7 protein-coding genes are annotated in these 6,842 nt (G+C 58.3%); 3 read left to right on the top strand and 4 right to left on the bottom strand.

From position 1 onward, the window contains the following. On the bottom strand, positions 1-439 hold a 439-nt coding region (locus HUJ17_RS06580; protein ID WP_366471174.1), incomplete at its 3' end, for a YaiI/YqxD family protein. A 167-nt stretch (positions 440-606) separates the two neighbouring features. Here HUJ17_RS06580 and hemW point away from each other — a divergent pair. Together hemW and HUJ17_RS06570 are read left to right on the top strand one after the other, a co-directional pair. Further along, positions 607-1,767 (top strand): radical SAM family heme chaperone HemW, encoded by a 1,161-nt coding sequence (hemW, locus tag HUJ17_RS06575; RefSeq protein WP_290509939.1) that lies wholly within the window; start codon positions 607-609, stop codon positions 1,765-1,767. A 54-nt stretch (positions 1,768-1,821) separates the two neighbouring features. Beyond that, the gene (locus HUJ17_RS06570) at positions 1,822-2,577 is read left to right on the top strand and encodes a TetR/AcrR family transcriptional regulator (RefSeq protein WP_290509938.1); all 756 of its coding nucleotides are present in this window, start codon (positions 1,822-1,824) and stop codon (positions 2,575-2,577) included. A gap of 128 nt (positions 2,578-2,705) precedes the next feature. On the opposite strand, the gene HUJ17_RS06565 is transcribed toward HUJ17_RS06570, so the two are convergent. The 3 genes from HUJ17_RS06565 to mutM form a co-directional block, all read right to left on the bottom strand. Further along, positions 2,706-3,239: a porin family protein gene (locus tag HUJ17_RS06565; protein WP_290509937.1), complete on the bottom strand. Its 534-nt coding sequence runs from the start codon at positions 3,237-3,239 to the stop codon at positions 2,706-2,708. A 29-nt stretch (positions 3,240-3,268) separates the two neighbouring features. Further along, positions 3,269-3,637 (bottom strand): hypothetical protein, encoded by a 369-nt coding sequence (locus HUJ17_RS06560; protein ID WP_290509936.1) that lies wholly within the window; start codon positions 3,635-3,637, stop codon positions 3,269-3,271. Between the two features lie 174 nt (positions 3,638-3,811). After that, complete coding sequence (gene mutM / locus HUJ17_RS06555) at positions 3,812-4,621, bottom strand: bifunctional DNA-formamidopyrimidine glycosylase/DNA-(apurinic or apyrimidinic site) lyase (protein WP_290509935.1); 810 nt, start codon at positions 4,619-4,621, stop codon at positions 3,812-3,814. 136 nt (positions 4,622-4,757) lie between these two features. Here mutM and HUJ17_RS06550 point away from each other — a divergent pair, with 136 nt between their 5' ends. Continuing rightward, positions 4,758-6,737: a hydantoinase/oxoprolinase family protein gene (locus tag HUJ17_RS06550; RefSeq protein ID WP_290509934.1), complete on the top strand. Its 1,980-nt coding sequence runs from the start codon at positions 4,758-4,760 to the stop codon at positions 6,735-6,737. Positions 6,738-6,842: the final 105 nt, after the last annotated feature.

Here is a 6,842-nt window from a genome sequence, read left to right as displayed (position 1 = left end):
GGGCCAGCCAGCGGTCCAGGGCATTGGCAAAACGTCCCTTGTCCTGGTTGGAATAGCTATTGGGGCCGCCGGTCTGCATGCCGGCGGAACGCATCTCCTCCATGAAATCGCGCATATTGAGCCGCTCGCGCACAGTATCCTTGTCCAACCAGTGGCCGTGCGGCGTGACCGCCTCCGCCCCCTTGGCGACCACTTCTGCCGCCAGCGGAATATCCTGGGTCACCACCAGATCCCCAGGCTGACAACGGCGAACAATCTCGTTATCCGCCACATCAAAACCCTGCCCCACCTGAATGGCACGGATCAGCGGAGAACGGGGCACCGCCACCGGCTGATTGGCCACCAGAGTGCAGGGAATCTGCACCCGCTGTGCTGCCCGAAACAACACCTCTCTCACCGGCCGCGGACACGCGTCGGCATCTACCCAGATATGCACCATATAGACCAGTTGATAATTGACAGTGAACAGTTGACAGCTAAAACCCTGGAAGCCCCATAACTCGACGCAACTCTTTGTTTTTCGCTGTCAATTGTCAACTATCAACTGTCAACTATTCTGCTACCATGCCCACACTTTCCCATTGCCCCAGCGCTCCTCCAACTCTCATGCCTCTGAAGAACCCACCCCTCTCCCTCTACATCCACACTCCCTGGTGTGTGCGCAAATGCCCCTATTGCGATTTCAATTCCCATGAGCGGGGAGAATTGCCGGAGGCAGCTTATCTGCAGGCACTGCTGGCAGATCTGGATCAGGATCTGCCGCTGATCGGGGATCGGCCGGTGGAAACCGTCTTTATTGGCGGCGGCACGCCAAGTCTGCTGTCCGGAGGTTTTTATCGGCAGCTGTTCCAGGGTATCCGGCAACGGCTGCCTCTGAGCGATGAGGCCGAGATCACCCTGGAGGCGAACCCCGGTACCGTGGAAGCCGGCCGTTTCGCCGGGTTTCGGGAAGCTGGCATCAACCGGCTGTCGATCGGAGTACAAAGCTTCAACAATATCCATCTACAGGCCCTTGGGCGCATTCATGACGCCGGGGCCGCTATCCAGGCCGCCCGCCAGGCCCGGGAGGCCGGCTTTACCACCTTCAATCTGGATATCATGCATGCCCTCCCCGGCCAGAGCCGGGCCCAGGCCCTGGAGGACCTGCAACAGGCCATGGAGCTGCAGCCGACGCACCTGAGCTGGTACGAACTTACCATTGAGCCCAACACCGTCTTCTACCGCTCCCCCCCCGACCAGCCGAGCCCCGACAACATGGCCGATACCGAAGAGGCCGGCTTTGCCCTGCTGGCCAGCCAGGGATTTCACCGCTATGAGGTTTCTGCCTTTGCACAGGACGGCCATGCCTGTCGGCATAACCTGAATTACTGGCAATTCGGCGATTATCTGGGTATCGGCGCAGGCGCCCACGGCAAGATCACCAATGCAAGCCGAGGCACCATCCACCGCTACCAGAAAACCCGCAAGCCGGAGGACTATCTGGCCAACCCGGAACAAGCTCGGCGTCAGTACCAGCCTGTAGCGAAAGAGGACCGTTTGTTCGAAGCACTGATGAATGGCTTGCGACTAGTGGCCGGTATCCGGTTACAGACTGTAGAGGACAACACCGGGCTTCCTGCGGCACAATGGATAAACAATCTGGGGGAACTCCGGCAACAGGGATTGCTGGAGGTCACCGCTCAGCGGCTGCAATGTACCGACAAGGGCATGCATCATCTGAACGGGGTATTAGAAAAGCTGGCAGAGGCGCTATCACAAAGCGCTTGAACCACTCTCTAATGCTATTCACACTGTTTCCATGCATCACAACAGATACCGACTATGATCAAGACACGGAGCGGGCGCGAACAGGCGCTGGCAGAACGCGAACAACTGTTTATCGAAGCCACTCGCCAGCAACTGTGCAACGAAGGCCTGCTCGGCATCCAGATGGCCGCCATTGCCCGAAGCTGCAATTTTGCCACCGGCACCCTTTACCACCATTTTGCCTCCAAAGAAGATCTGCTGATCGCGGTCTGCACGGAACTGACCACCACCCGCCGGGATTACTTCCAGCGCGTCGCCGACTCCGACCTGAGCACCCGTGACAAGATGCTGGGCTTTGCCGTGGCCTATGCCCTGTTCGCCCAGCACTATCCGGAGCATTTCCGGCTGGAACAATATGTGATGACTGAAGTGGTCTGGCAGGCAGCGTCCGCCAACCGCCGGGAACAACTTCTGGAGGCGACCCAGCCCATCGGACGTATGGTGGAGCAAGTGGTCAAGGACGCCATGGAGAACGGCGAGCTGGAAACTCATGGCCTGGCGCCGCTGGCTTTCAGCATTGGCCAGTGGTCCATGAGCATGGGCATGCACACCCTGATCCATGCGGAAGGCATTCTGGACATGTATGACCTGAAAGACCCGTACCGGATGTTGCTGCGCAATATCCAGCTACAGCTCAATGCCATGCAGTGGCAACCGCTGGCAGACGACCCTTTCGATGACACTGCGCTTGATCAAAAGGTGAACGGTCTGTGTAAAACACTTTTCAACGACCTTTGCAGCGAAAAGAAGCACTGCCTGACGTTGGGCTAAGCACAACGCTCTTTGCCGATTGCTTTCTGGCAATCCACAAATCCGCAAGCGCAGACAAAAAAAACCTGCTCCCCCTGGAATGCTTTCGCGGGGAGCAGGTTTTTTCCTTCCGGGCAAAGCCGATGTTTCTAGAAGCGCCAAACCAGAGAAGCGGCCGGTCCTTTAATCGTCACATTGTCCATATCACGGTACAAAACGTATTCAGCATTAACCGCCAGACTGTCCGTAATATCCAGATCTACACCGGCACCATAAGAGGTGTCAGTCCAGTCATCATTAAAAGATCCTGCCGGCGTATCCAGAGTTTCTTTGGCATGGGCTATCCCCAATACCGCATAGGGAGTTAATGCTGTCTTGTTGGACCAACGGGCTCGCAAATAACCGCCGTAGAAGTAATTCTGGCGATATTCCAGATCACCGCCGGCTACGGACTCTTCATTACTGATTACCGTCGTCCCAAGCCGCATTTCAGCGCCAAAGTATTTGCTGATATCCGCACCAAGCTTGGCAACCAGGTCACCGGTATCAAAGCGGTCATCACCAAAAAAGCGATCATTCTGCTCAAGCTGGGCATAACCCACGGCAAGGTAACCATCTGCATAGGAGTTGGCCGATACGACCCCCAAACCGCACAACACCAGTGAGGCACAAAGCTTTTTCATGTTAACTCCTTGTTAATCAGCCTACCGGCTTACTTATTCTCTTGAGCGTCTTTTCTTTTTTTTTCAGCAACAAGCTGATCATGCTGGGCAGGGGTGCAGCCGAGGCAACGCAGAAACGTACTACGGGCCGGGGCTCTTACCAGCTTCTCCGCAGCCTCATCTTCATTGCCCCCCAGAAGGCTGACCGGCAACGTGACGGTGAAGAGTGCGAACCCGACCACCGTTGAAGCAGCCAGTACCGGGCGTGCAAACAGGGCATCCCCGATCATGGCCACTTCGCCTGGGCGATTATCCACGTCCCCCATGGATCGGGCATGAGTAGCAAGCGGCGTCATTGCACTCAGCACCAGGGTGGAGGCGAGAACAGATGCCACTACCGGGCGCTTTGCTCGCTTCATGGTGAATCCCTCTTGTATTTTTATAGTTAAAGTATCGCTGACATTGTTTCAGCTAAGTCGTTAATATTCCGACAATTGCATCACAATCTACACCTTTGTTCGTACCCCAGCAATAGGTGGCATGGTCAATTCGTAACCAGCTCTCACCTCGCAGTCACGGACCCGGTCTTAGCCCTACCGCTGGCATTGCGGGCAATAGCAGGTACTGCGCTGCCCGTGGCGATCAGCCTTGAGCAGCCCCGCACATTGCGGGCAGGGCAAGCCCGCACGACCATAGACGCTCAGAGACTGGGCAAAATAGCCCGGCTGCCCCTCTGCACTGGTGAAATCTTTAAGAGTGGTGCCGCCAGCCTCAATGGCACGGGCCAGTACCGCCTTGATGGCATCTGCCAGGCGCTGATAACGCTCCCGGGAAATGCGCCCTGCCGCACGAGAAGGATGGATACCGGCGAGAAACAGGCTTTCCTGCGCATAAATATTCCCTACCCCAACCACCGTGGCGTTATCCATGATGAAGCTTTTCACCGCTACCTTTCGCCCCCGTGAGCGGGCAAACAACCAGTCACCATCAAAATCATCCCCCAGCGGCTCCGGGCCCAGCGCGGCCAATAATGCATGGGGCTCAGCGCCGGTCTGATACAACACACTGCCGAAACGACGGGGATCGTTGAAACGCAGCACCTTGCCACTGTCGAGCAGCAGATCCACATGATCATGCTTGCGTAATGGCAATGCCTCCTCCACCACACGCAAGGTGCCAGACATACCCAGATGAATCATCACCTGGCCCGCCTCCAGCTCGATCAACAGGTACTTGGCCCGGCGACGCAAACCTATTACCGGGCAATCCTTCAGCGCATACAGGGCATCACTGACCGGCCAGCGCAACCGCGGCTCACGCACGGTAACGGCTTTCAGGATACGCCCTTCCAGATGGGGGCGAATGCCTCTGAGGGTGGTTTCCACTTCGGGTAGTTCGGGCATCAGAACATCAATTGATAGTTGATAATGGAGAATTGATAACGAAAACACGCCCCGGCAAAGTAGGCACGCACTTACGCTACACATCTTTTGCTCTTAAGCTATCAATTATCAATTATCAATTATTCATTACCTAATTATGTCCCTTTCCTATTGGCTCGGCGTCGACACCGGCGGCACGTTTACCGACTTTGTACTGCTCGGGGACGGCGAGCCGCGTATTCACAAGGTACTGTCCACGCCCTCGGCTCCCGAGCAGGCCATCCTGCAGGGCATTGGCGAGCTTGGCCTCGGCGATGCCATGGCCGCGGGGAAGCTTGCCATCGTCCACGGCACCACGGTGGCAACCAATGCGGCACTGGAAGGCAAGGGTGCTCACACATTGCTGATTACCAACCAGGGACTTGAAGACATTCTGCGCATCGGCCGTCAGAACCGGGCAGAGCTCTACAATCTGACACCGACTCCACCGCCCTCGGTGTTGGAAACTCTGGAAGTTGCAGGCATTGCTGCCCGGCTCGATGCCCAAGGCAAGGAAGTCACGCCGCTCAGCGAAGCGGACCTGGCGACACTGGTTGAAAAGGTGCTTGCCCATCAGCCCCAGTCTGTGGCCCTGTGCCTGCTATTTTCCTATCTGAATCCATCCCACGAGCAGTGCATCCGCCAGGCCCTGGAGGCAGCGGGCCTGCCCGTCAGTGCTTCCCACGCCATTCTGGCGACTCGGGGAGAATACGAGCGCGGCATGGCCACCTGGCTGAATGCCTGGCTGGCCCCCAAGGTGGCGGACTATCTGCAACGCCTTCAGCAGGCGACAGCCCCCGCACCTCTGGCCATCATGCAATCCCACGGCGGCACCATCGCTTCCGAGCAGGCCGCCGGGCTGGCGGTGAATCTTCTATTGTCCGGGCCTGCCGGCGGCCTTGCTACCGCCAGACGCCTGGGCGAGCAACTCCAGCAACCACAGCTGATGACCTTCGACATGGGCGGCACCTCCACGGACGTGGCACTGCTGGACGGCGACCTGCGCCTTACCCAGCAGGGGCATATCGGTCCCTATCCGGTGGCTGTCCCCATGGTCGACATGCACACCATCGGCGCCGGTGGCGGCTCACTGGCCTATGTGGATGATGCCGGCCTGTTGCATGTGGGTCCGCATTCCGCTGGCGCCGACCCGGGCCCGGCCTGTTATGGCCGCGGCGGCGTACGGGTTACCGTCACCGACGCCAATGTGGTACTCGGCCGGCTGCAGCCGGATTTCGCCCTGGGCGGATCCCTGACATTGGATATTGCTGCCGCTCGCCATGCCATGGAGACACTGGCCGCGCAACTGGGCCTCGGCATGGAGGACACCGCTGAAGGGGTACTGGCGCTGGCCAATGAGCACATGACCCAGGCACTGCGGGTGATTTCCATCCAGAAAGGCTTCGACCCGGCGGATTTCGCCCTGCTCAGTTTTGGCGGCGCCGGGGGCCTCCATGTCTGCGCCCTGGCAGACAACCTGGGCATGCGCCGAGCCATTGTTCCCCGCCGGGCCGGGGTCTTGTCTGCCGAGGGACTGGTGTATGCGCCCCGCAAACGCGAACAACTCCAGGCACTGCCTGAAACATCCGACGACACGATACTGAACTCGCAAATTGCTGCCTTGCAACAACAAGGCAGCGAAGAATTGATCCGCGAGGGAGTTCCCGCCAGCGATGTCCAACACAAGATCTTTGTCGACATGTGCTATCAGGGCCAGTCATCGGTACTGCAGATTCCCTGGCAAAATCAGACATCGCAGCGTGAGCAACTTTTCCATGATGCTCATGAGCTGCGTTTCGGCCATCGACTGGCGTTGCCGGTACAGCAGGTGAACATCAGAGTGCAAAGCCTGGCTACCACCTCATCACCCACCCAACCGGCCCTGCCTGCACGCACCGGCAAGGCGACACGGCAAGCGCAACTACCCGGCATAGACCAACAAGTGGCGATTTATGACCGCGATGGCCTGGGCCCCGGCCAGACGATCCAGGGCCCGGCCCTGATTGCCGAATCAGTAGGCACAACCTGGCTGGCCCCAGGCTGGCAGGCATCGGTGGATCCCCGTGGACACCTGTTGTTGGAACGATCTGACCTCTGATCCAGGCATCCGGCGTCAGGGGCGTTTCCTACCGTTCATCCGCCCCTGGCCAACCCTTGGCCCGAAAGTCCGAATTTGACCTATTCGGCACCTTCTTCCTGTCCC

Source organism: Alcanivorax sp. (assembly GCF_014762765.1).
Classification (GTDB): Bacteria; Pseudomonadota; Gammaproteobacteria; order Pseudomonadales; family Alcanivoracaceae; genus Alcanivorax.
This window is presented reverse-complemented; position numbering and strand designations above follow the sequence as displayed.

Coding starts and splice junctions, on each gene's coding strand:
- HUJ17_RS06565 (WP_290509937.1), bottom strand. CDS start 3,239: ATGAAAAAGCTTTGTGCCTCACTGGTGTTGTGCGGTTTGGGGGTCGTA.
- HUJ17_RS06560 (WP_290509936.1), bottom strand. CDS start 3,637: ATGAAGCGAGCAAAGCGCCCGGTAGTGGCATCTGTTCTCGCCTCCACC.
- hemW (WP_290509939.1), top strand. CDS start 607: ATGCCTCTGAAGAACCCACCCCTCTCCCTCTACATCCACACTCCCTGG.
- HUJ17_RS06570 (WP_290509938.1), top strand. CDS start 1,822: ATGATCAAGACACGGAGCGGGCGCGAACAGGCGCTGGCAGAACGCGAA.
- HUJ17_RS06550 (WP_290509934.1), top strand. CDS start 4,758: ATGTCCCTTTCCTATTGGCTCGGCGTCGACACCGGCGGCACGTTTACC.
- mutM (WP_290509935.1), bottom strand. CDS start 4,621: ATGCCCGAACTACCCGAAGTGGAAACCACCCTCAGAGGCATTCGCCCC.